We start from the raw sequence: 20016 nt of genomic DNA, 5'->3' as shown, positions 1-20016 counted from the left end.
GATGCCACGGGGCTCATGGACCGGCCACCGCCCGCCCATGAGCCCCGTCGCCACAGCGGAGCGGCCGTCAGGCCACCGCGCCCGCGAGAGCGCGCGACCGGTCACCCGGCTCGGCCCGCTCCGCATCGGTCAGCAGCGCGACCAGCGCTTCCCGGGCGCGCGCCACTCGGGACCGCACGGTCCCCACGGGGCAGCCCATCACCCCGGCGGCCGCCGCGTACGGCAGCCCCAGCAGCTGTGTGAGCACAAACGCCTCCCGCCGCTCCGGAGCCAGCGCCGTCAACAGCTCGGCGAGCGCAACGCCCTCGTCGAACCCCGGTACACCGCGCGGCTGCACCCGCTCCGCCGCCGACTGCCAGTCATCGGTCGCGGCCAGCCGGGGCCGCACCGCGTGGGAGCGGATACGGTCCACCACGACCCGCCGGGCGATCGTCAGCAGCCAGGTACGCGCCGACGACCGGCCCTCGAACCGCGGCAGACTGCGCAGCGCCCGTACATAGGTGTCCTGCACCAGATCGTCGGTGGCCTGCGGATCGCCGCTGAGATGGGTCACATAGCGCCGCACATCGAGCTGGGTGGCCCGCACGAACTGCTCGACGGCCCGTTCGTCACCGCCGCGGGCGGCCAGCGCCCACCCCGTCACCGCCTCGTCATCCCGCATACCGCGACCGCCCCTCGCCGCACATCCGCGCTTCGTGGAGGATGGACGCATGCTCTGCTCGCATATCCGTACGGCACTCTCCGCCCGCCTCGACGAGGAGGAGCTGCCACCCGGCATCACCGCACGCCGGCTCGACGACCACCTCGCCGGCTGCCGCGACTGCCGGCAGTGGGAAGCGCGGACACGAGCGCTGACGGCCGGCCTCGACCGCGCCATGGCGCACGCCGAAGGGGACGCGGCCGCCGCCGATGCGCTGCTCGCCCGGCTGAAGTCGGCGTCCGTGTGGCCGGCTTCGGTCTCTCCCGGCACTCTGGATCCGGGCGGCCGACGAGCCGGTTGACCGGGAGGGCCGGGGGAGCCCGCCCCCGCCGCTCCGCGGGCCGACAGCGGACGCGGGCAGCGCGGCCACCGGCATCCGGACAGGAATCATCATCTGGAGTCCTTCGCATGATCCGGTCGCCGCGCGCGACGACCGGTGAAGTCGAAGCCGGGACCTCGGCGCGTGCGTTCAGCGCCCGTCCGTCCACCGGCTCGGGAATTCGACCGTGCTGTCAGCCGACAGCCGGCTCATGCGGCGGACCCCGCAACGACATCGCATGGGCCAGCAGCAGCTTCTGCACCGCCTGCCGCGGCTCCTGCCGGGCGGCGCGCACCGCGGGCCGCGCCTCGGGCAGCACGATCCGCAGGACCAGCACCAACGGGGCGAACAGCCAGGCCGACACGCTCCGTACGAGCCGGAAGGCCGCCCGCTCGCCACCCCACAGCCACCATGCGCTGAGCAGGGCGACCAGCAGGTGCGCTGCGAGCATGCCGGCCGCGCTGCCGTGCATCCCCGGCATCCGGTCCGCGGCGCCCATGTCTCCCATGTGCGCCATGTTTCCCATGCCGCCGCCCATGTCGCCCATGGCGCCCGCGTGATCCATCGCGGGCATCGACGCCATCTGCTGACGCATCAGCCGCAGCATCTCCGCGGCGTCACCGTCGGAGAGCCGTAACCCCTGCGCGCCACACAGCCAGGTGTCCGCCCACCGGCGCGCGAGCGACAGCCGCTCGCCGCCGCCGGCGGCCACCGCCTGGCCGAACGAGAAGGCGCTGTGCAGGGCGGCCTGGGTGCCGACGGTCAGCAAGCCCACCAGCAGCGGCCCGCGTTCACGGCCCGCGCAGCACCAGGCGGCGGCCGCGGTGGCCGCCCCGGCGGTGAGCAGCATCCACGCGGGCACCACGGCATCCGACATCACCGCGTGCCCCAGGGCAGCGAGCAGCACACAGACCACCGCGAACACCGCGGCGCGTAGCCCCCTGAGTACCTGCCCCGCATCCATGACGGGCCCATCGTCGCACCCCCGCTCCGAGGTGGAACGGGAGGGGCCCCGGACGCGCCGCATCGGCCCGCGGCGCGGGCTCAGTACCTGTGGCCTGGCCAGTGCGGTCGTCCCAGCGGGCCGGGCCGGTGAGGCCGAGCAGCCGTATCCGGTGCAGCAGTTCCTCGGGGGCGCCCTGGGCCCGGAGCCGGTCGGAGGCGTGGTGGACCAGCCAGGAGGTGAGTTCGGTGTACATCTCCTCCTTGTTCTCCCAGGCATCCCAGGGGAGTTGGTCTCCCAGCAGTTCCTTCTCCCAGTGGTCCGCCGCCTCGGCCAGCCGCCGGTCGGCTGCCGGATGAGTCAATGCCTCCCATGTGGTGAGCCACGGGGTGACCGTGGCGGACGCCTCGGCACAGCAGGCGAACACCTCGTACGCGGGCATGGCGGTATCCGCACAGGTGAGACTGTGTGCCCACCAGGCGTGCAGGAACTCCCGTACCGCCGCGGCCTGCTCGGCAGGCCAGCGCTGCCAGTGGCCGCGCGCGAACGAGCGTCCGACTTCCGCCATGCCGAAGACGGTGGTTTCGATACGACCGCTGACGAGAGCCGCGGCGAACTGGGGCAGAATCCGGCGCAGCACCGATCCGTGGTCCTCCCAGTCCACGGCCTGCCAGGTACGCCGCAGCAGGTCGGGGTCGAGCTCCACGTCCGGCACCTTGAGCAGCGCGAGCTCTTCCGCGCTGCCCCAGTGGCACTCACAGTTGGACTCGCCGGGGTGGGCGGTCATGCCGCGGAAGGTGACGGCCAGGCCGTCCAGCGCGGTATCGAGACGGAGTGGTGCGGGGGTCTCGTCGAGGTGCATCGCGGGCCCGGCCTTCGGGGACTCCGGGCGGCTTCCGCCGACCGAAGATCGCAACCCTACAGCGCTCCGGAGCGAAACGGACCGATGGCAGCAGGCGGAACGGGGCGCGGCCACACGCCACGCCCCGCCGACTGCTTCTGATGCCTCCTGTGTCCTACGGCCGAGGCCCGATGACCCGCTCGCCGTCCCGGACGGTGATGGCCATGGCCGGACAGACATCGGCGGCGTCCAGCGCGCGCTCGTCCTCCTCGATCCGGTCGTTCAGCGGCTGGGCGTGCGCGCCGCCGACGGCGAACAGATCCGGCGCGATGGCGGCACAGGACCCCGAGGCCATGCACTGCCGCGGGTCGATCTCCACCTGCCACGTCATGCGCTCACCACCCCACCGGCATGACCCGGGGCCCGCGCACCAGCATCTGGCTCTTCCACTCCACATCACCGGCCAGCCGCAGCGTCGGGAACCGGGTTATCAGCGCGCCGAGCGCTTCCTGGAGCTCCAGTCGTGCCAGCGGCGCGCCCAAGCAGTGATGCACACCGTGTCCGAAGCCGAGGTGCTGATTTCCGGCCCGGGAGATGTCCAGCGTCCCGGGTGAGCCGAAGCGCAGCGCATCCCGGTTGGCCGCGCCCACCGCGACCAGAACCGGGGTGCCGGCCCGTACCAGTGTGCCGCCGACATCGATGTCTTCCGTGGCATAACGGGGCTGGCTCGCACCACTGCCCAGCGGGACGAACCGCAGTAACTCCTCCACGGCGCTCCGGATCAGCTCCGGTCGCTCCCGCAACAGGGCGAGCTGACCCGGGTGATCCAGCAGTGCGAGAACGAAGTTGGGGATCTGGGTGGCGGTGGTCTCGTGCCCGGCGACCAGAATCCCGACGCACAGATCGACGAGTTCGAGCTCGGAGAGCCGGTCGCCGACATCCCGGGCATCGATGAGCGCGGTCATCAGATCGTCCTGCGGGGCGCGCCGGTGCTCCTCGATCAACTGACCCATATATGCGCGGAGTTCTTCGAGATTGGCGTCGAACTCCGCCGCGGTCAGGGAACTTGTCGACAGGGCGGCATCGCTCCACACCCGGAACCGCGGCCGGTCCTCGGTCGGCACACCGAGCAGCCGGCAGATCACCGCGACGGGGATGGGCAGCGCGTAACGGTCCACCAGGTCGGCCGGCGGCCCGGCGGCCTCCAGCTCGTCCAGCAGTTCCTGGGTCAGCTGCTTGACCTGCGGCCGGAGCTTCTCGACCTGGCGAACGGTGAACGCCTTGGCCACCAGCGCACGCAGCCGGGTGTGGTCGGGCGGGTCCATGCCCAGGATGCCGCTGTCGCGGCGCCCTTCGGACTGCCGGGGCTCGTCGTGCAGGGCGCCCTCGGCACGGCTGAAGCGCTGGTCGCCGAGGACGAACCGGGCCTCGGCGTAACGGGTGACGAGCCAGGCCGGCTCGCCGTAGGCCATCCGCACCTTCAGTAGTCCGGGAAGGTTGCGGGCCTGTTCGTACTCGTCGGAAAGCTCAAGGCTCTCAGGGATATTGAAGGGGTAGGAGAGGGGCGCTGTGTCGGCTGTGGTCACGGTGACCTCCCTTGTGTAAGCACCTGCTTACAAAGGTAGGCCGCTCCCTCGGAGTGGTCAACGACGCATTGCGGCCGTCATTGTGACGGACCGTCGGAGAGGAGCGTGATGATGAGGGAGTCCCCGCAGCGCGGCACGGAGGGTGCGTACCGCCGGGACGCGCAGGGCACCCGGCTGCGGCTGCTCGATGCCGCGTCGGAACTGTTCGCGGAGCGCGGCTACGAACGCGCGACGGTACGCGATATCGCGGCCCGGGCCGGGGCCAATCAAGCCCTGCTGTTCCGCTACTTCGGCTCGAAGAAGGCCCTGTTCGGAGAGGTGATGGCGCGGGGAGGCCAGGAGCAGCTGCGGACCACCCCCGCCGAGCGGCTGTTCGAGGTCGCGCTGCGCGGCATGCTGGCCGGCGGCGGGGCGGGTGCCGACCGCTCGCTGGAGGTGTGTCTGCGCTCCATCGGCGGCAGCGACGAGATCGCGGACGCGCTGCGCGGGCTGGGGGAGGAGTACGCGGAGGTCCTCGCCACGCTCTCCGGGTCGGACAACGGCGGACTGCGCGCCGATCTGGCGCTGTCCTGGCTGCTGGGGATCGGCCTGATGCGTGTGGTGGTCGCCAAGGAGCCACTGGCGAGCGCCGACCCGGACACGGTGTGCCGGCTCGTCGCGGGTGCGCTGGGAAGCCTGCTGGAGAGCCTGCCGAACGACGTGGAGAAGAGCGGCGAAAATGGCGGGATTCCGTAGCGGGAAGAGGGGTTTTGGGTGGAATGTCATAGATTCTGCTGCGTTCCAGTGACTCTGCGGCGGGTCGCAAGTCGATGGACAAATGCCACTTTATCGTCGCCTTTGCAGAGAATATTCATTTTCTGCAGAGTCGAGTGAAGGTGGAAACATGCTCCGTTCGATCCCTCGCGGCCTCGCAGTGGCCGGCCTGACCGCGGCTGCCCTCGTGGTGCCGATGGCAGGCGCCGCCACTGCCGCGACCGCGCCCCCCAGCAGCACGCAGAGCACCCTGTGCTCCTCGCACCACCGCTGCGACAAGGGCCACCACGGCAACCAGCACCACCGGCACGGCCACAAGAGCCACGGCCGGCTCGGGCACGGTGGCCACGACGGCTACGACGGCTTCGGGCGCGACGGGCGCCGCGACGGCTACGGCTACGGCAACAACGACGGCTACGGGCGCGACGGCTATGGCCGTGACGGTTACGGGCGCGATGGCTACGGCCGCGACGGCCAGGGCCTGGGCAGAGACGGCCTGCTCGGTCTCGGCCTGCTCGGGCTCCTCTAGTACCCGTCGGGGTCAGGCTGTGGGCCCGGGGTCAGGATCCCGGGCCCATCGCATGTGTCGCCGACGCCGACTGCCCGTACGTCAGCCCCCGGACCCGGACCCGGCCCCGTCCTGCGTCAGCTTCGTCAGCTTCTGCGGCACTCCGCCCGCCCCATCGGCCAGCGGGGCCGCGCCGCCACTCGCTTGCTTCAGGTTGTCGAGAATGGCCAGCCCCTGGCCCACGATGCCGGAGACGATCTCGTTCACCCCGTCGGTGCCGTTCAGGACGGTCAGCCGGGAGCCGGAGATGCCCTCGGCCGCGGCCTGGGCGAGCGCCGGGAGGTTCTCGACGGTGCGGTTGGCGGCGATCAGCTCCTGGTTGCCGTCCCGCAGCGAGGCCGCCACGGCATTGTTCGCATCGGCCCGCGCCTGGGCGATCGCCCGCTCGGTGTAGGCACGGGCGTCCGCCTCGAACCGCACCTGGTCACGCTGTGCCTCCGCCAGGGTGCGCACCCGGTACGCCTCGGCGTCCGCCGGGCGGCGCACCTCGGCCTCCAGCCGCTGGGCGGCCAGCGAGGCCTGCCGCTCGGCCAGCGCGGTCTGCTCCTCGATGACCTCCTGCGAGGCCCTGGCCTGGGACAGCGGGCCGGCCTGCGCGGCACGGGCGTTGTACTGCTCGGTCTCGGCGAGGAACCCGGCCCGTTTGATCGCGGTGTCCCGCTCGTACTCCGCCTTGAGCGCCGCCGCCTGCTGTTCCCGCTCGGTCGCCTCCTGGTCGGCCTTGGCCTCCGCGATCCGGGCCGCGCTGGCGACGGCCGCGGCGTGCGGCGCGGCCAGATTGGTGATGTAGCCGGAGGTGTCGCCGATCTCCTGGATCTGCAGGGCGTCGACGACGATGCCGAGCTTCTCCATCTCGGAGTGGCTGCCCTCCTTGACCTCTTGGGCGACCCGGTCCCGCTCCCGGATGATCTGCTCGACGGTCAGCCCGCCGACGATCGACCGCAGGTGACCGGCGAAGATCCGCCCCACCAGCTCTTCCATGGTGGCCTGCTCGTCCAGGAACCGGCGCGCGGCGTTGGCGATCGACGGATGGTCGTCACCCACCTTGAAGACGGCGACCGCCCGGACGGCGAGCCGGATGCCCTGCTGGGTGACGCAGTCCTCGGATATCTCCGCCTCCCGCAGCGACAGCGACAGCAGACTCGCCTTCTGCTTGACGGGCATGACCCAGCGGCCATGGCCCGTGACGATACGGAATTGGGCATCCCCGGCCCGGCTCTTCGAGCCGGAGATCAACAGCGCCTCGTTCGGCGCGGGTACATGCCAGAACAGCATCGGAAGGCTCCTGGTCGGTGCGACCGGCCTCGGTTCGTGTGCGGGGACGGTTGGACGAAGGTGAAGGGGGCTTGCCCATCCGGCCCGTAGCGGCCAGAGAACGGCCGGGTCATCACGCAGGCAGCGGCGCGACGATCACCGACCGCGCCGAGGTGTGGTCCACCACGATGACCTGCGTATGCCGGGCGATGGGTTCCTGGGACCAGGCGGCGAAGGCCTCGGTCCCGCCGCGTACGGGCAGCAGCACCTCGCCCGGGCCATCGGTCGGGATCGAGACGGTGACCCGCCCGATCACCCCGATCGGGCTGAAGTCCGTGTCATCCGTCGCGCTCACCCGGGCTCCGTCGCTGGTCAAAGCCGCTGCCGGCCAGGAGGCCGGCCAGCGGGACATCTCGACAACTCAACGGTACTCCGGGCCGGGCGCCCCTTCAGGTCGCCCGTTCCGGCGGCCGGCGCACCCGGGTTTCAGGCATCGAGCCGGGGCGGGCGGGCGGCCGGGACCGACTTCCTGGAGGGCAGCACATCGGGTGCGCGGTGCGGCCGCAGGGCCGTGAGGGCGGTCTCGGTCTCCTCCATCAGCGCACGGTAGGAGACCAGTCGCTGCCACTCGGGATCGGCGACGCCGGGCACCGTGGCATCCCGCTCGGTCCAGAGCTTCACCAGCCCCGCGTACAACGGTGTCTGCCGGACAATCTCGGAGGTGATCCACCGCGGTGCGGCCCCGGGGCGGGGAAGGAAAGTCTGTCCGTGACCTGCGACGGTGCCGGAGGAAGGGGCGCTCATGGCCGTAGAAACGATTCTGCGAGCATGTGGTCACTGCGTATTTTTACGGCTCCGGCTCCATACGTCCCGTAGGCAGGGGCGTAACTCCATCGAATATCACCTTATGCAGTGATCTATAGCCGAGAAGCGGGCCAATCCGGGCGAAGGAACGTTGTCGCAGTCATGGAACCGAGGGAGTTGTGGGAGCGCCACGCGGTACTCGCACAGGCGTTTTGCAGCAGCGATGACGAGGTCCGCCGGACGCAGGGACTCCTCGACGAGGCCGAGGCCCGCCGTTCGCGGACCCTGGCCGCCTTCGCCGTGACCGTGGGCAGCGATGCGGTGGTGGCGGACCTGCTCGGCCTGGAGGAGCGCGAAGTACGCCTGGCCCGCCGCACGGTGGGCAAGGACGACGCCCGCGCGGTCGCCAAGAGCCTGCTCGCGCAGCCCGCGTGTGAAGAACCGCCCGCGGAGCAGCCCCCGGCGCAACAGGCCACCGCACACCCCGAGGGCCAGGCCACCGCGGGCCCGGCCACGACGGCCCCGGTCACCGAGCACCGGACCACGGCGGGCCCGCCCGCCGCACCACACACCGCCGCGCCACACACCGCCACGCCACACGCCGCCCCGCCCCAGGCCCCCGCGCCCCAGACCGGCGAACCGGGCTGGGCGCCGGCTCTGGACGCGGTTCTGATGAGCAGCTGGCACACCGGAGTTGACCTCACCGCACTCGCCGCCGAACTCGGCCTCGACGTCAGGCTCCTCGTGGCACGCGCCCAGCAGCTGTCCGCCGAAAACCGGCACACCCCGCCCCCGCAATCGGACCGCACCGGCCGCCACCGGCGGATGGCCAAGCTCCAGAGCACCCCACAGCCGGAGACCCCCCATCTGGCCTGGCGTGAGCGAACACAGCAGCCCCCGGGGGAGCACTACGAACACGAGCCCTGGAAGCAGCAGCCGTACCAGAATTACCAGCACTACCAAAGCCACCAGAACCACCAGAACCACCAGAACTACCCCGACTACCAGACGTACCAGGTGTACGAGGAGCAGCAGCCCTCCCATGCGCCCGCCACCTGGGACGCCAACGCGATCACCGCGGCCCAGCACGACTGGGACGGCATCCTCAGCCACTGGGAGGCCACCACCTCCACCACGCCGCCCCTCTCGGCGCCAGGTCACGGAGGTACGTGATGCCGCCCCCTCATCGGTGCCCCGGTGTCGATTACAGTGGGCGCCGAGCCGTGACTGGCGCTTGGGTGGAGTACCACCGGGGAGCGGCTCGGCCGGTCATGGTCAGTGCCGCGCGCCTGGGCGATCCGTCAACGACGCCCAGGAGCACACCATGTCCTCGACCGCCCGTCTCATGGACGGCAGCGCACTGGCCCGCCGCATCGTCGGACAGGCCGCGGAACGCGCGGCGGACCTCACCCGGCAGACCGGCCAGGCCCCCTGCCTGGCGACCGTGCTGGTGGGTGAAGACCCCGCCTCGGTGACGTACGTACGCATGAAGCGCGCCCGCTGCGAGAAGGCCGGGATCCGGTCCCGGCATGTCGAACTGCCCGCCGCGACCACGACCGCGGAGCTGGTCGGCACGATCACCGCGCTGTCGCAGGACCCCGACGTGCACGGCATCCTGCTCCAGCACCCGGTCGGCCCGCACATCGACGAGCGCGCCGCCTTCGAGGCGATCGCCCCGGAGAAGGACGTCGACGGGGTCACCTTCCACTCCTTCGCCGCGATGAGCTTCGGCCTGGACGGCTTCGCCTCCTGCACGCCCGGCGGCATCCTCCGCCTCCTGGACCACTACGAGGTCGATCTGACCGGTAAGCACGCCGTCGTGGTCGGCCGCAGCGCGATCCTCGGCAAGCCCGTCGGGATGCTGCTGCTCGGCCGCAACGCCACCGTCACCTACTGCCACTCCCGCACCACCGACCTCGCCTCGATCACCAGGGAGGCCGATGTCCTGATAGCCGCCGTCGGCCGGCCCCGCTTCCTGCGCGGCGAGCACATCAAGCCCGGGGCCGTCGTGATCGACGCCGGCTACAACCCCGGCAACGTCGGCGATGTGGACTTCGAGTCGGCGAGCGCCCGCGCCTCCCTGCTCACCCCGGTCCCCGGCGGCGTCGGTCCGATGACCATCGCGGTCCTGCTCACCCAGACCGTCGATGCCGCCGCCCGCCAACTGGGCGTGGCCTGACGGAAGCCGGGGAGGGTGGTCGGCGGTGATCCGTAAGCGGCCGGAAGGGTTCGCCCGGTAGGCGTCGTCCGTACGTATGATCGCGATGCCGGTATGCGATCACTCGCGACCACCCTCGAAGGCTTGAACGACCATGGCGGAACAGCGCGTTGTCATCGTGACGGGCGGCGGTACGGGCATCGGCGCCGCCACCGCCCGGCTGCCGCGGGCGGCCGGCCACCAGGTGGTCATCTCCGGGCGCCGACCCGAACCGTTGCAGCGCATCGCCGAGGAGACCGGAGCGCTGGCTCACCCGTCCGACGCCGCCGATCCCGCGGCGGTGCAGGAACTCGTCGATGCCACCGTGTCCACGTACGGGCGGCTCGACGGACTGGTGCTCAACGCCGGTATCGCCCGCGGCGGGTCCGTCGGCGATCTGTCGGTGGCGGACTGGGAGGCCGTCATGACCACCAACGTCACCGGCCCGTTCCTCCTCCAACGCGCCGCTCCTCCCCACCTGTTGGCGGCGCGTGGCGCGGTCGTCGCGGTCGCCTCGGTGTCCGCCCTGCGCAACGGCGAGGGCAACGCCGCCTATGCCACCTCCAAGGCGGCCCTGCTCCAGCTCTGCCGCTCCCTGGCCGTCGACTACGGACGGGACGGGCTCCGCGCCAACATCGTCTGCCCCAGCTGGGTACGTACGGAGATGGCCGACCGGCGCATGGCGCGATTCGCCGAGGAGGCCGGGCTGGCGGACGGCGGCGTGGCTGCCGCCTACGAGGAGGCCACCCGGCTGCTGCCCACAGGCCGCCCCGGCGAGCCCCACGAGGTCGCGGAGGCAATCAGCTGGCTGCTCTCACCCGCCGCGTCCTTCGTCAACGGGGCGGTACTCACCGTCGACGGCGGGGCGACCGCGGTCGACCCCGGAGGCGCCGCGTTCACCTTCCGCATCGAGCCACGCGACGGCGCGGAAGAGGACGCCGGGCAGCGGTAGAGACCCTGCTGCGCGAACTCGCCGACCCTTCCCGGCATTCGGTTCAGCACTCGATGATGTTGACGGCGAGTCCGCCGCGTGCGGTCTCCTTGTACTTGACGCTCATGTCGGCGCCGGTCTCCTTCATGGTCTTGATGACCTTGTCGAGGGAGACTTTGTGGCTGCCGTCGCCGCGCATGGCCATCTTCGCGGCGGTGACGGCCTTGACGGCGGCCATGCCGTTGCGTTCGATGCAGGGGATCTGGACGAGGCCGCCGACGGGGTCGCAGGTCAGGCCGAGGTTGTGTTCCATGCCGATCTCGGCGGCGTTCTCGACCTGTTCGGGGCTGCCGCCGAGGACTTCGGCGAGGGCGCCGGCGGCCATGGAGCAGGCGGAGCCGACCTCGCCCTGGCAGCCGACCTCGGCGCCGGAGATGGAGGCGTTCTCCTTGAAGAGCATGCCGATGGCGCCGGCCGCGAGCAGGAAGCGGACCACGCCGTCCTCGTCGGCGCCGGGCACGAAGTTCATGTAGTAGTGCAGGACGGCGGGGATGATGCCGGCGGCGCCGTTGGTGGGGGCGGTCACCACGCGGCCGCCGGCGGCGTTCTCCTCGTTGACGGCCATGGCGTAGAGGGTGATCCACTCCATGGCGCGGGCCTGCGCGTCGCCTTCGGCGCGCAGTTGGCGGGCGGAGTTCGCGGCGCGGCGGCGGACCTTGAGGCCGCCGGGCAGGATGCCTTCGCGGGACATGCCGCGTTGGATGCAGGCCTGCATGACGCCCCAGATGTCGAGCAGCCCGGAGCGGATTTCTTCCTCGGTGCGCCAGGCTTTTTCGTTCTCCAGCATGAGGGCGGAGATGGACAGGCCGGTGTCCTGGGCCAGGCGGAGGAGTTCGTCGCCGGTGCGGAAGGGGTGCCCCAGGACGGTGTCGTCGGGGACGATCGGGTTTTGGCCGGCGACCGCGTCCTCGTCGACGACGAAGCCGCCGCCCACGGAGTAGTAGGTCTTCTCCAGGAGGGGTGCGCCTGTGGTGTCGTAGGCGAAGAGGGTCATGCCGTTGGCGTGGTAGGGCAGGGCGCGGCGGCGGTGGAGGATGAGTTCGGTGGATTCGTCGAAGTCGATTTCGTGGGCGGTGCCTATTTCGGCGCCCATCAGTCGCAGTCGTTTGGTGGTGCGGATGCGTTCGACTTCGTCGTCGGCGCTTTCGACGTCGACGGTGCGGGGGGAGTGGCCTTCCAGGCCCAGGAGGACGGCTTTGGGGGTGCCGTGGCCGTGGCCGGTGGCGCCCAGGGAGCCGAAGAGTTCGGCGCGTACGGAGGTGGTCTGGGCGAGCAGACCGTCCTTCTTGAGGCGTCCGACGAACATCCGGGCGGCGCGCATGGGGCCGACGGTGTGGGAGCTGGAGGGGCCGATGCCGATGGAGAAGAGGTCGAAGACGGAGATGGCCACGGGGGCGGACTCCCTCGGTCGGGAAGGGCGGAGCGGAGGGTGGGCCGGAGTGTGGGTCAGAGGGCGGGGTAGAGGGGGAGCTTGTCCGCCAGTGCCGTGACGCGGGCCTTGAGGGCTTCGGTGTCGTAGGTGGGCTTGAGCGCCTCGGCGATGATGTCGGCGACCTCGCGGAAGTCTTCGGCCTGGAAGCCGCGGGTGGCCAGTGCCGGGGTGCCGATGCGCAGACCCGAGGTGACCATGGGGGGTCGGGGGTCGTTGGGGATGGCGTTGCGGTTGACGGTGATGCCGACCTCGTGGAGGCGGTCCTCGGCCTGCTGGCCGTCCAGTTCGGAGTCGCGCAGGTCGACCAGGACGAGGTGGACGTCGGTGCCGCCGGACAGGACGGAGACGCCGTGCTGCTTGATGTCGTCCTGGATGAGGCGTTCGGCGAGGATCTTGGCGCCGTCGAGGGTGCGCTGCTGGCGCTCCTTGAATTCTTCGGAGGCGGCGACCTTGAAGGAGACGGCCTTGGCGGCGATGACGTGTTCGAGGGGGCCGCCCTGCTGGCCGGGGAAGACGGCGGAGTTGATCTTCTTGGCGAGTTCCTGGGTGGAGAGGATCACGCCGCCGCGGGGGCCGCCGAGGGTTTTGTGGGTGGTGGTGGTCACGACGTGGGCGTGCGGGACCGGGTTGGGGTGCAGGCCGGCGGCGACGAGGCCGGCGAAGTGGGCCATGTCGACCATGAGGTAGGCGCCGACCTCGTCGGCGATGCGGCGGAAGGCGGCGAAGTCGAGCTGGCGGGGGTAGGCGGACCAGCCGGCGACGATCAGCTTGGGGCGGTGTTCCTTGGCGAGGCGTTCGACCTCTTCCATGTCGACGAGGTTGGTCTTCTCGTCGACGTGGTAGGGGACGACGTTGTAGAGCTTGCCGGAGAAGTTGATCTTCATGCCGTGGGTCAGGTGCCCGCCGTGGGCGAGGTTGAGGCCCAGGATGGTGTCGCCCGGCTTGATGAGGGCGAACATGGCGGCGGCGTTGGCCTGTGCGCCGGAGTGGGGCTGGACGTTGGCGGCTTCGGCGCCGAAGAGGGCCTTGATGCGGTCGATGGCGATCTGTTCGACGACGTCGACGTGTTCGCAGCCGCCGTAGTAGCGGCGGCCGGGGTAGCCCTCGGCGTACTTGTTGGTCAGGACGGAGCCCTGGGCCTCCATGACGGCGACGGGGGCGAAGTTCTCCGAGGCGATCATTTCGAGGGTGGACTGCTGGCGGTGCAGCTCGGCGTCGACGGCGGCGGCGACGTCGGGGTCGAGCTCATGGAGGGAGCTGTTCACAAGCGATGGGGAGCTGTCGAGAAGCGACATGGGGCGGCGCCTTCCTGGGCGGAGGTCAGGTGGTGGCCGGCTGGGTGGCGCGGGCGAGTTCGCGGCGGAGGCGCATGAAGGGGCGCGGGCGGTTGAGGGCCAGCACCGCGGTGGTGTGCCCGTCGCGTTCGTAGCAGGCGAGGAAGGAACGGTCGTCGGGGGAGCCTTCGACGATGCGCGGGGTGTCGGTGGGCAGCCGCCGGCCGGCGAACTGGATCCGTACGCCGTACTGGTCGGACCAGAAGTACGGCAGGCTCCGGTGGCGGGCGACGGTGCTGCCCGCGAGGAGGTTCTGGGCGGCGACGGCGGCCTGTTCGGTGGCGCTGGTCCAGTGCTCGGCGCGGCTGCCGTCCACCCGGGCGACATCGCCGACGGCCACGATCTGCGGCAGCGGGGTGACACAGCCCGCATCGCAGCGCACACCGTCGTCGAGCGGCAGTCCGGAGCCTTCGAGCCAGGCGGTATTGGGGTGTACGCCGATGCCGATGACGACCACATCGGCGGGGAGCAGCCGGCCGTCGGTCAGCTCGACTCCGGTGACACGGTTGTCGCCGCCGCCGCTGTGCAGGCGGGCGACGCCGGTTCCGGTGAGCAGGGCGACGCCGTGGTCCGCGTGCAAAGCGGAGCAGATCCGGGCCATCGCGTCGCCGAGTTGGGGGACGAGGGGGAGCGGGGCGGCCTCGACGACGGTGACGTCATGGCCGAGGCCAGCGCAGGAGGAGGCGACCTCGGCGCCGATGAAGCCGCCGCCGATCACCACGACCCTGGCCGGGCCCCGGGCCAGGGTCGCGCGCAGTGCCTGGGCGTCGTCGAGGGTGCGCAGGGTGTGCGCTCCGGTGGGTGGTGTGCCGGGGAGGCGGCGCGGGGTGGCGCCGGTGGCGATGACCAGGCCGTCGGTGGTCAGGGACCGGCCGCCGTCGAGGAACACCGTGCGCCCGCCGGTGTCGAGCCCGGTGGCCCGGGTGCCCAGCAGCCATTCGGCGTCGAGTTCGGCGATCTCCTCGGCGTCGGCCAGGGCGAGTTGGTCCTGGCCGGTGGTGCCGGTGAGGAAGTCCTTGGACAGCGGCGGGCGGTCGTAGGGGCGGTGCCGCTCGTCCCCGACGATCACCAGGCGGCCGTCGAACCCCTGGGCGCGCAGGGCCCGCGCGGTGTACAGACCCGCCAGCGAGGCCCCGATGACAGCGACCGACTTCATGCGGCGGTGCCCTCCTCGGCGGCGTGGTGGACGTAGATCATGCCGTTCTCGATGGTCACCGGGTGGGTGCGCACGGCCCGGCGCGCGGGCAGACAGGTGGGCGCTCCGGTACGGAGATCGAATGAAGCGGCGTGCAGCGGGCATTCGACCAGACACCCCTCCAGCCAGCCGTCCGACAGTGAGGCGTCCTGGTGGGTGCAGGTGTCGTCGATGGCGTACAGCTCCCCGTCGGCGTTGAAGACGGCGATCGGAGGTGCGGTGTCGATGCGTACGGACTCGCCTGCGGGCAGGTCGGCAAGGTGGCAGACAGGAATCACAGGACCCCCCTGTTACTGTTCGGTATCATCGAGTTTCGCGTGGCGCACGATGAAGCGCTATGCGCAACAGAATCCCGACGGGTGGCTTGTGCGTCAAGCGATCCCGGGAAATGCCGACCCTTCACATCCCGACCCACGATCGGGCAGCCAGGTGGTGAGATCCAGCAGATGACGGACATGGTGGAGGGGCAGACGGCCGGCAAGCCGGCGAAAGGGCCGGTCAGCGCCGTGCAGTCGGTGGACCGGGCGGTGACCGTGCTGGAGATCCTCGCCCGGCTCGGCGAGGCGGGTGTGACCGAGGTCGCCGACGAGCTGGGCGTGCACAAGTCGACCGCGTTCCGGCTGCTGGGCGTGCTGGAGAGCCGCGGACTGGTCGGTCAGGAGCAGGAGCGCGGCAAGTACTACCTCGGGGCGGGGGTGCTGCGGCTGGCCGGTGCGGCGGCCGTGCGGTTGGACATCTCCCAGGAAGGCGCGGCGGTCTGCCGGCAGCTGGCCGACGAGCTGGGGGAGACGGTCAATATCGCGGTGCTGGAGAGCGATGCCGCCGTGAACATCATGCAGGCCCGCGGCCCCGCGTCGGTCACCGCGCAGAACTGGCTCGGCCGGCGCACCCCGCTGCATGCCACCTCCAGCGGCAAGGCGCTGCTCGCCCATCAGCCCAGCCCGGTCCAGGACGCCGTCCTCGCCCGGAAGTTGCCGCGGCTCACCGAGCGGACGGTCACCTCGGCCACCGCGCTGCGCCGTGAGCTCGCCGAGGTGGTCGAGCAGGGTTTCGCGGTGGCGGTCGAGGAGCTGGAGCTCGGTCTGCGCGCGGTCGCGGCGCCGGTGCGGGCGCACGACGGCTCGGTGATCGGCGCGATCAGCGTGTCCGTGCCCGCCTACCGGCTGGACGAGGAGCGGCTGCCCGAGGTGGTCAAGGGCACCGTTTCCGCAGCTGAGGAGCTCTCCCGGCGGATGGGGTACGCCTGTTGAACGGCTGACGGGCGCGGGTGCGGATGCGGGGTCGGACTTCTGGGTCCGGCCCCGCTGTCCTGTCCGGGGACGTAACAAGTCCTTTACCAAGAGCTAGCTCGTACCTCTTGACGCTGCCGATACGGCGTTCCCACTATGTCTCTCATCGCGCAACCAGTCGTGCACTGCGCAACACTGAGGGGTAGGGCATGCCACACGAAGTTCATGCCGTCGTCGCGGCGAAACAAGGCGCACCGGTCGAGCTGCAGACGATCCTGGTGCCGGACCCCGGACCGGGAGAAGTGCTCGTCGCCGTGCAGGCCTGCGGCGTCTGCCACACCGATCTGCACTACCGGGACGGTGCGATCAACGACGAATTCCCCTTTCTGCTCGGCCATGAGGCGGCCGGCGTCATCGAATCCGTCGGCCCCGGTGTGACCGATCTTGCCCCTGGCGATTACGTCGTACTCGCCTGGAGGGCGCCCTGCGGCAGCTGTCGCTCCTGTCGCCGCGGACGGCCCTGGTACTGCTTCGACTCCCGCAACGCCGCCCAGCCGATGACCCTGTTGGACGGCACCCCGCTCGCCCCCGCACTCGGCATCGGCGCCTTCGCCGAGAAGACCCTGGTCGCCGCCGGGCAGGCGGTGAAGGTCGACCCCGCGGCCCGCCCGGAAGCGGCCGGGCTCATCGGCTGCGGAGTGATGGCGGGATACGGCGCCGCCGTGCACACCGGCGGCGTGGGCAGCGGTGACACCGTCGCCGTCATCGGCTGCGGCGGGGTCGGCAACGCGGCGATCGCCGGCGCCTCGATCGCCGGCGCGCGCCGGGTCATCGCGGTCGACATCGACGACAGAAAGCTGGACGGCGCCACCCGGTTCGGCGCCACCCACACCGTCAACTCCCGTGGTACGGACCCCATCGAGGCCGTACGGGGACTCACCGGCGGCAACGGCGCCGATGTCGTCATCGACGCGGTCGGCCGCCCCGAGACCTACCGGCAGGGCTTCTACATGCGGGATCTGGCCGGGACCCTGGTCCAGGTCGGCGTCCCCGACCCGGACATGCGCATCGACCTGCCGCTCATCGACCTGTTCTCGCGCGGCGGCGCCCTGAAGTCCTCCTGGTACGGCGACTGCCTGCCCAGCCGCGACTTCCCCGTCCTCATCGACCGCTACCTCAGCGGCCGGCTCGACCTCGACGGATTCGTCACCGAGACGATCGCCCTGGACGAGGTGGAGTCCGCTTTCGACAAGATGCGCGACGGCCAGGTACTGCGTTCCGTCGTGGTCCTGTAACGGCGTAACACCCCAGTCGACCACCCCGACCAGCAGGAGGAGGGGCATGTCCCGTACGCCCGCACACCGTTCCCGAGTGGTTGTCATCGGCGCCGGCATCGTCGGCTGTTCCCTGGCCGACGAGCTGACCGCCCGCGGCTGGACCGACGTCACCGTCCTCGAACAGGGCCCGCTGCCGGCCCCCGGCGGCTCCACCTCGCACGCACCGGGGCTGGTCTTCCAGACCGGTCCGTCCAAGACCATGACCGAGTTCGCCGCCTACACCGTGCAGAAGTTCAGCTCCCTGGAGGTGGACGGACTGCCCTGCTTCAACCCGGTCGGCGGTCTGGAAGTCGCCACCACCGCGGCCCGCTGGGCCGATCTGCACCGCAAGGCCGGACTCGCCGCCTCCTGGGGCGTACGCGGCGAACTGCTCACCCCGCAGCAGTGCAAGCAGCTGTGGCCGATGCTGGACGAGACCAAGCTCCACGGCGGCTTCCACACCGCCGACGACGGCCTGGCCCGCGCCCTGCTCGCCTGCCGCGCCCAGATGGAGCGGGCCGCGGGGAGGGGTGCGCGCTTCCTGGAGCGGCACACCGTCACCGGCATCGAGCGGGAGGACGGCCATGTCACCGGCGTCGTCACCGACCGCGGCACCTTCCCCGCCGACCATGTGGTCTCCGCCGCCGGCTTCTGGGGACCGGTGATCGGCGCCATGGCCGGGGTGGACGTACCGCTGCTCCCGCTGGCCCACCAGTACGCCACCACCGAACCGCTCCCCGAGCTCGCCGGCGTCAACGATCCGCATGGGGGCACCCCCTGTTCGAGCGAAGCCGAGAGCTTGGGGGAAGAGGCGAGCAAGCCGATCCTGCGCTTCCAGGATCGCGACCTCTACTTCCGCGAACACACCGACCGGATCGGGATCGGCTCGTACGCCCACCGCCCGATGCCCGTCGACCCCTTCACCGTCCCCGCCTTCGACGAAGCCCCCGTCATGCCGTCCTCGCTGCCCTTCACCGAGGACGACTTCGCCCCGAGCTGGCAGGACAGTGTCGGACTGCTGCCCGCGCTGGGCGAGAGCCGGGTGGCCGAGGGCTTCAACGGCGTCTTCTCCTTCACCCCCGACGGAATGCCGGTCCTCGGCGAATCCCGCGAACTACGCGGATTCTGGCTCGCCGAGGCGGTCTGGGTCACCCACTCCGCGGGCGTCGCCCGGGCCGTCGCCGAGTGGATGACGGACGGCCGGCCCGCCATCGACATCCACGAGTGCGACCTCTACCGCTTCGAGGACGCCCAGCGCTCGCCCGCCTACATCGAAGACCGCGGCGCCCAGAACTTCGTCGAGGTCTATGACGTCATCCACCCGCTGCAGCCCATGGAGCAGCCACGGCCGCTGCGCACCAGCCCCTTCTACGCACGCCAGCAGGAACTCGGCGCGTACTTCCTGGAGGGCGGCGGCTGGGAGCGCCCGCACTGGTACGAGGCCAACGCCCCGCTCGCCGACGGGCTCGAACTCCCCGAACGGGACGCCTGGTCCGCCCGCTACTGGTCGCCGATCGCCGCGGCCGAGGCCCGGGCCACCCGCGAGAAGGTCGCCCTCTACGACATGACCCCGCTGCGCAGGCTGGAGGTCACCGGCCCGGGCGCGCTGGACTTCCTGCACCGTATGACGACCAACAACCTCCGCAAGAAGCCCGGCGCGGTCACCTACACCCTGCTCCTGGACGAGACCGGCGGCATCCGCTCCGATCTCACGGTCGCCCGCCTGGCCCCCGACCGCTTCCAGGTCGGTGCCAACTCCCCGGCCGACCTCGACTGGCTGCTGCGGCACGCGCATGGGGGCACCTCCCGCTCGAGCGGAGCCGAGAGTGGGGGAGGGGTCCAGGTCCGCGACATCACCTCCGGCACCTGCTGTATCGGTGTCTGGGGACCGCTCGCCCGCGACCTGGTTCAGCCGCTGACCCGCGACGACTTCTCCCACGAGGGCTTCGGCTACTTCCGCGCGAAGCAGACGTACCTCGGCCATGTGCCGGTGACGGCGATGCGTCTGTCGTACGTCGGTGAGTTGGGCTGGGAGCTGTACACCACCGCCGACCTGGGGCTGCGGCTCTGGGACACGCTGTGGGAGGCGGGCCGGGAGCACGGAGTGATCGCAGCCGGTCGCTCGGCCTTCAACAGCCTGCGCCTGGAGAAGGGTTACCGCGCCTGGGGCGCCGACATGACCGCCGAGCACAACCCGTACGAGGCGGGAGTCGGATTCGCGGTCCGCACGGACAAGGAGTTCGTGGGACGGGCCGCACTCGAAGGAAACGAGACCCCGAAGCGCAAGCTGACCGCGCTCCTGCTCGACGACCCGGCCGCCAACGTCCTCGGCAAGGAGCCCGTCTCCGTCGACGGAGCCCCGGCAGGCTATGTGACCAGCGCCTCGTACGGCTACACGCTGGGCCGGTGCGTCGCCTACGCCTGGCTGCCGCCGCTCGCCACCGGCACCGGCGTGCACATCGAGTACTTCGGCGAGAAGATCCCGGCGACCGTCGCCGACGAGCCGCTCTTCGACCCCAAGATGACCCGCATCCGCCGCTAGCACGACAGTCAC

The 20016-nt window shown here is 71.1% G+C and carries 21 protein-coding genes and 1 riboswitch; of the genes, 9 read left to right on the top strand and 12 right to left on the bottom strand.

Annotated features, from left to right (window positions below; translation table 11 throughout):
* Window positions 1–67: 67 nt before the first annotated feature.
* Window positions 68–661 (bottom strand): sigma-70 family RNA polymerase sigma factor, encoded by a 594-nt coding sequence (locus tag KI385_RS06020; RefSeq protein WP_238571185.1) that lies wholly within the window; start codon window positions 659–661, stop codon window positions 68–70.
* A 49-nt stretch (window positions 662–710) separates the two neighbouring features.
* Between KI385_RS06020 and KI385_RS06015 the strand changes: the two genes are divergently transcribed.
* On the top strand, window positions 711–1001 hold the full coding sequence (locus KI385_RS06015) for a zf-HC2 domain-containing protein (RefSeq protein ID WP_238571184.1): 291 nt from the start codon (window positions 711–713) through the stop codon (window positions 999–1001).
* A gap of 211 nt (window positions 1002–1212) precedes the next feature.
* Here KI385_RS06015 and KI385_RS06010 read toward each other — a convergent pair whose 3' ends face one another.
* The 4 genes from KI385_RS06010 to KI385_RS05995 form a co-directional block, all read right to left on the bottom strand.
* A complete protein-coding gene (locus tag KI385_RS06010) occupies window positions 1213–1869 on the bottom strand; it encodes a PE-PGRS family protein (protein ID WP_342593438.1) in 657 nt (218 codons plus the stop codon).
* Window positions 1811–2824: a hypothetical protein gene (locus KI385_RS06005; RefSeq protein WP_342593437.1), complete on the bottom strand. Its 1014-nt coding sequence runs from the start codon at window positions 2822–2824 to the stop codon at window positions 1811–1813. Before KI385_RS06005 ends, KI385_RS06010 begins: the two co-directional genes overlap by 59 nt.
* A 154-nt stretch (window positions 2825–2978) precedes the next feature.
* Complete coding sequence (locus KI385_RS06000; RefSeq protein WP_238571182.1) at window positions 2979–3194, bottom strand: ferredoxin; 216 nt, start codon at window positions 3192–3194, stop codon at window positions 2979–2981.
* A gap of 4 nt (window positions 3195–3198) precedes the next feature.
* Complete coding sequence (locus tag KI385_RS05995; protein WP_238571181.1) at window positions 3199–4389, bottom strand: cytochrome P450; 1191 nt, start codon at window positions 4387–4389, stop codon at window positions 3199–3201.
* Window positions 4390–4500: 111 nt separating this feature from the next.
* On the opposite strand from KI385_RS05995, the gene KI385_RS05990 reads away from it, so the two are divergent.
* Both KI385_RS05990 and KI385_RS05985 read left to right on the top strand, forming a co-directional pair.
* On the top strand, window positions 4501–5124 hold the full coding sequence (locus tag KI385_RS05990; protein ID WP_238571180.1) for a TetR/AcrR family transcriptional regulator: 624 nt from the start codon (window positions 4501–4503) through the stop codon (window positions 5122–5124).
* Between the two features lie 148 nt (window positions 5125–5272).
* Window positions 5273–5671, top strand: a complete 399-nt coding sequence (locus tag KI385_RS05985; RefSeq protein WP_238571179.1) for a hypothetical protein — start codon at window positions 5273–5275, stop codon at window positions 5669–5671.
* 81 nt (window positions 5672–5752) lie between these two features.
* Here KI385_RS05985 and KI385_RS05980 read toward each other — a convergent pair whose 3' ends face one another.
* The 3 genes from KI385_RS05980 to KI385_RS05970 all read right to left on the bottom strand — a co-directional run bounded on the left by KI385_RS05980 (window position 5753) and on the right by KI385_RS05970 (window position 7645).
* Window positions 5753–6985 carry an SPFH domain-containing protein gene (locus KI385_RS05980; protein WP_238571178.1) on the bottom strand — a complete coding sequence of 411 codons (1233 nt, stop codon included), beginning with the start codon at window positions 6983–6985 and terminating at the stop codon, window positions 5753–5755.
* Window positions 6986–7097: 112 nt separating this feature from the next.
* Complete coding sequence (locus KI385_RS05975) at window positions 7098–7319, bottom strand: hypothetical protein (protein WP_128504828.1); 222 nt, start codon at window positions 7317–7319, stop codon at window positions 7098–7100.
* A 131-nt stretch (window positions 7320–7450) separates the two neighbouring features.
* Entirely contained in the window at window positions 7451–7645 is a 195-nt protein-coding gene (locus tag KI385_RS05970) for a hypothetical protein (RefSeq protein ID WP_238571177.1), read from the bottom strand.
* A 285-nt stretch (window positions 7646–7930) separates the two neighbouring features.
* Here KI385_RS05970 and KI385_RS05965 point away from each other — a divergent pair, with 285 nt between their 5' ends.
* The 3 genes from KI385_RS05965 (at window position 7931) to KI385_RS05955 (ending at window position 10917) form a co-directional block, all read left to right on the top strand.
* Window positions 7931–8941, top strand: a complete 1011-nt coding sequence (locus KI385_RS05965; protein ID WP_238571176.1) for a hypothetical protein — start codon at window positions 7931–7933, stop codon at window positions 8939–8941.
* Window positions 8942–8981: 40 nt separating this feature from the next.
* Window positions 8982–9070, top strand: a riboswitch (ZMP/ZTP riboswitch).
* A 22-nt stretch (window positions 9071–9092) separates the two neighbouring features.
* On the top strand, window positions 9093–9947 hold the full coding sequence (locus tag KI385_RS05960) for a bifunctional 5,10-methylenetetrahydrofolate dehydrogenase/5,10-methenyltetrahydrofolate cyclohydrolase (RefSeq protein ID WP_238571175.1): 855 nt from the start codon (window positions 9093–9095) through the stop codon (window positions 9945–9947).
* Between the two features lie 133 nt (window positions 9948–10080).
* Window positions 10081–10917, top strand: coding sequence for an SDR family NAD(P)-dependent oxidoreductase (locus tag KI385_RS05955; RefSeq protein ID WP_238571174.1), 837 nt, complete (start codon window positions 10081–10083; stop codon window positions 10915–10917).
* Window positions 10918–10960: 43 nt separating this feature from the next.
* Here KI385_RS05955 and KI385_RS05950 read toward each other — a convergent pair whose 3' ends face one another.
* The 4 genes from KI385_RS05950 to KI385_RS05935 are packed head-to-tail and all read right to left on the bottom strand — an operon-like array spanning window position 10961 to window position 15195.
* Window positions 10961–12346, bottom strand: coding sequence for an L-serine ammonia-lyase (locus tag KI385_RS05950; protein ID WP_238571173.1), 1386 nt, complete (start codon window positions 12344–12346; stop codon window positions 10961–10963).
* A 56-nt stretch (window positions 12347–12402) separates the two neighbouring features.
* A complete protein-coding gene (gene glyA / locus KI385_RS05945) occupies window positions 12403–13683 on the bottom strand; it encodes a serine hydroxymethyltransferase (RefSeq protein WP_238571172.1) in 1281 nt (426 codons plus the stop codon).
* Window positions 13684–13708: 25 nt separating this feature from the next.
* Window positions 13709–14878, bottom strand: coding sequence for an NAD(P)/FAD-dependent oxidoreductase (locus KI385_RS05940; RefSeq protein WP_238571171.1), 1170 nt, complete (start codon window positions 14876–14878; stop codon window positions 13709–13711).
* A complete protein-coding gene (locus KI385_RS05935) occupies window positions 14875–15195 on the bottom strand; it encodes a bifunctional 3-phenylpropionate/cinnamic acid dioxygenase ferredoxin subunit (protein WP_128509724.1) in 321 nt (106 codons plus the stop codon). The genes KI385_RS05940 and KI385_RS05935 overlap by 4 nt, the downstream gene beginning before the upstream one ends.
* Window positions 15196–15363: 168 nt before the next feature.
* Between KI385_RS05935 and KI385_RS05930 the strand changes: the two genes are divergently transcribed.
* The 3 genes from KI385_RS05930 to KI385_RS05920 all read left to right on the top strand — a co-directional run bounded on the left by KI385_RS05930 (window position 15364) and on the right by KI385_RS05920 (window position 20004).
* A complete protein-coding gene (locus KI385_RS05930) occupies window positions 15364–16167 on the top strand; it encodes an IclR family transcriptional regulator (protein ID WP_181923877.1) in 804 nt (267 codons plus the stop codon).
* A 188-nt stretch (window positions 16168–16355) separates the two neighbouring features.
* Entirely contained in the window at window positions 16356–17441 is a 1086-nt protein-coding gene (locus KI385_RS05925; RefSeq protein ID WP_238571170.1) for an S-(hydroxymethyl)mycothiol dehydrogenase, read from the top strand.
* 46 nt (window positions 17442–17487) lie between these two features.
* Window positions 17488–20004: a GcvT family protein gene (locus KI385_RS05920; protein ID WP_238571169.1), complete on the top strand. Its 2517-nt coding sequence runs from the start codon at window positions 17488–17490 to the stop codon at window positions 20002–20004.
* The last annotated feature ends 12 nt before the right edge of the window (window positions 20005–20016 follow it).

This window comes from Streptomyces inhibens (assembly GCF_022221585.1).
GTDB classification, from domain to species: Bacteria; Actinomycetota; Actinomycetes; order Streptomycetales; family Streptomycetaceae; genus Streptomyces; species Streptomyces inhibens.
The sequence above is the reverse complement of the archived record's forward strand: the minus strand, read 5'-3'. Positions and strand labels throughout refer to the sequence as shown.

Bases quoted from the DNA above. Each gene is read 5' to 3' on its own strand.
- KI385_RS06020 (WP_238571185.1), bottom strand. From the start codon at position 661: ATGCGGGATGACGAGGCGGTGACGGGGTGGGCGCTGGCCGCCCGCGGC.
- KI385_RS06015 (WP_238571184.1), top strand. From the start codon at position 711: ATGCTCTGCTCGCATATCCGTACGGCACTCTCCGCCCGCCTCGACGAG.
- KI385_RS06010 (WP_342593438.1), bottom strand. From the start codon at position 1,869: ATGCTGCTCACCGCCGGGGCGGCCACCGCGGCCGCCGCCTGGTGCTGC.
- KI385_RS06005 (WP_342593437.1), bottom strand. From the start codon at position 2,824: ATGCACCTCGACGAGACCCCCGCACCACTCCGTCTCGATACCGCGCTG.
- KI385_RS06000 (WP_238571182.1), bottom strand. From the start codon at position 3,194: ATGACGTGGCAGGTGGAGATCGACCCGCGGCAGTGCATGGCCTCGGGG.
- KI385_RS05990 (WP_238571180.1), top strand. From the start codon at position 4,501: ATGAGGGAGTCCCCGCAGCGCGGCACGGAGGGTGCGTACCGCCGGGAC.
- KI385_RS05985 (WP_238571179.1), top strand. From the start codon at position 5,273: ATGCTCCGTTCGATCCCTCGCGGCCTCGCAGTGGCCGGCCTGACCGCG.
- KI385_RS05980 (WP_238571178.1), bottom strand. From the start codon at position 6,985: ATGCTGTTCTGGCATGTACCCGCGCCGAACGAGGCGCTGTTGATCTCC.
- KI385_RS05965 (WP_238571176.1), top strand. From the start codon at position 7,931: ATGGAACCGAGGGAGTTGTGGGAGCGCCACGCGGTACTCGCACAGGCG.
- KI385_RS05960 (WP_238571175.1), top strand. From the start codon at position 9,093: ATGTCCTCGACCGCCCGTCTCATGGACGGCAGCGCACTGGCCCGCCGC.
- KI385_RS05955 (WP_238571174.1), top strand. From the start codon at position 10,081: ATGGCGGAACAGCGCGTTGTCATCGTGACGGGCGGCGGTACGGGCATC.
- glyA (WP_238571172.1), bottom strand. From the start codon at position 13,683: ATGTCGCTTCTCGACAGCTCCCCATCGCTTGTGAACAGCTCCCTCCAT.
- KI385_RS05940 (WP_238571171.1), bottom strand. From the start codon at position 14,878: ATGAAGTCGGTCGCTGTCATCGGGGCCTCGCTGGCGGGTCTGTACACC.
- KI385_RS05930 (WP_181923877.1), top strand. From the start codon at position 15,364: ATGACGGACATGGTGGAGGGGCAGACGGCCGGCAAGCCGGCGAAAGGG.
- KI385_RS05925 (WP_238571170.1), top strand. From the start codon at position 16,356: ATGCCACACGAAGTTCATGCCGTCGTCGCGGCGAAACAAGGCGCACCG.
- KI385_RS05920 (WP_238571169.1), top strand. From the start codon at position 17,488: ATGTCCCGTACGCCCGCACACCGTTCCCGAGTGGTTGTCATCGGCGCC.